The 1616-nt window shown below is 57.7% G+C and carries 1 protein-coding gene; it reads right to left on the reverse strand.

Features of this window, described 5'->3' with window-relative positions; genetic code table 11:
- Nucleotides 1–46: 46 nt before the first annotated feature.
- Nucleotides 47–1378 (reverse strand): IS110 family transposase, encoded by a 1332-nt coding sequence (locus CKW18_RS29555; protein ID WP_095191980.1) that lies wholly within the window; start codon nucleotides 1376–1378, stop codon nucleotides 47–49.
- Between the last annotated feature and the right edge of the window lie 238 nt (nucleotides 1379–1616).

Consider the following 1616-nt stretch of genomic DNA (forward strand, 5'->3'; position numbering starts at 1 on the left):
CAGCTCTTATCAAACAAAAAATAACGCATTGTTTTTGCTCTAAATTCTATCCAGCCATCACCAACTGCATCCCCAGCTTGCGTGCCTTGCGTTCCAAGGCGCGCAGTTGCCGGCTGCGGCTTTTTTCTTCGTAAGCTTCCAAACCTTGCTCAACATACGGCTGTCCCTTGGTCAGCATGGCGTAAATCAGCCGAGCCAGTTGATGGGCGGTTGCTTTGATGGCGCAGCCCGTATCCATTCTGCTTAAGCGTGCCCGGTGGCTGGCACCGATAAAACTTTTGTCGTTTCGGGCGTTAGAAGCCGATTGCTTGAGCGCTTGAGCCGCTCGATTGATGACCTTCGGTGCTCTGCCCGGAAGAGGTTTGCCGCCCGATATTCGGGTTGGCGGCGCGACACCCAACCATGAGCAAAAGTGTTGTGAGGTCGGGAAGCGTGACAAGTCCGGGCCCAACTCGCTGGCCAGCACCAGCGCGGTATCCACCCCGATCGTAGGGATGGCGGTTAAATCCACGCCCATCACCTGGCCCAATGCCTGATGCAGGGCCGTCTGTTGCGCAGCCGAGCGATGAGTGTTGCGAAGCGCTTTACACGCCGCTGGGACTTCTTCCTGACGCACGGGCAGTCGTTCAAGCGCTTGTGCGATGGCCCTGTCGCACTCGGCGATTTGTGTTTCCAGAAAGTCGTAGCACGCCAGTTCCTGACGTAGTGCATGCAGGTGCTCCATGCGCCAATTGCCGTGCAGGCTGCGGGCGATGGTGGCGTGGTCTGCCTTGATACGCCGATCTCGCAAGGCGGCTAGAGCGTGAGGATCGCGCTCACCCTGATTTATTGCCTGGAGGATTTTCATCCCGGTCACGCCGCTAATGTCGCTGATAACATTGGCCAGCTGGATGTTCATCTGGCTCAGGGCTTTCTGCATGCGGTTGATGGTTTTGGCTTGATCGGCGACTTTATTGGCACGTTGCCGTACCAGCGAGCGCATCGAGCAAATTTCATCGGCTGGACGAAAAGCCCCGCTCAACAGGCCGTGCGTCATCAGTTGCCAGATCCACTGGCAATCCAGAACATCGGATTTGCGGCCGGAGGTCTGTCGCGTCGCCCGCGAGTTGACCAGATAAACCTCGAATCCCCGGGCATCGAGCACTTCGAAAAGAGGAATCCAATAAACGCCGGTCGCCTCCATGGCCACCACTTTGATCTTCAACGACTCAAGCCAGTCGGCCAGCGCGATCAGGTCATCGGTGAAGGTCAAAAATTTACGAACAGGCGGGTCGGATCGATCAGGATTGACCGCGACCCAATGCTCACGACTACCCACATCGATGCCGGCGCAGTCGTGATGAACAATCTCAAAGCGTTTTTGGTTCTTGCGCGCCATGACAATTCCTCGCAGGATTGAAAAGCGCGCGCGGGGTACACGGTGGCGAAGGGGTTCACTCTCTTATACGAGGTCACGGCATGCCGTGCCTTCAGCGACTCCACGCCGATACCGTGCGGACCACTCTCCTACTCGGGTGCTGTCACACCAGTGCTAATGACGGTCTCTGCCCCGCGCGCGCTCTTCTACTCTAGCCCCAGTTTGCTGCGCGACAGCGCGGCGTCGAAGACGGGGCGGC

This window comes from Pseudomonas sp. Irchel 3E19 (assembly GCF_900187585.1).
In the GTDB taxonomy this organism is placed as follows: Bacteria; Pseudomonadota; Gammaproteobacteria; order Pseudomonadales; family Pseudomonadaceae; genus Aquipseudomonas; species Aquipseudomonas baetica.

What these genes read in the sequence shown, in the direction of transcription:
- CKW18_RS29555 (WP_095191980.1), bottom strand. Translation starts at nt 1,378, where the DNA reads ATGGCGCGCAAGAACCAAAAACGCTTTGAGATTGTTCATCACGACTGC.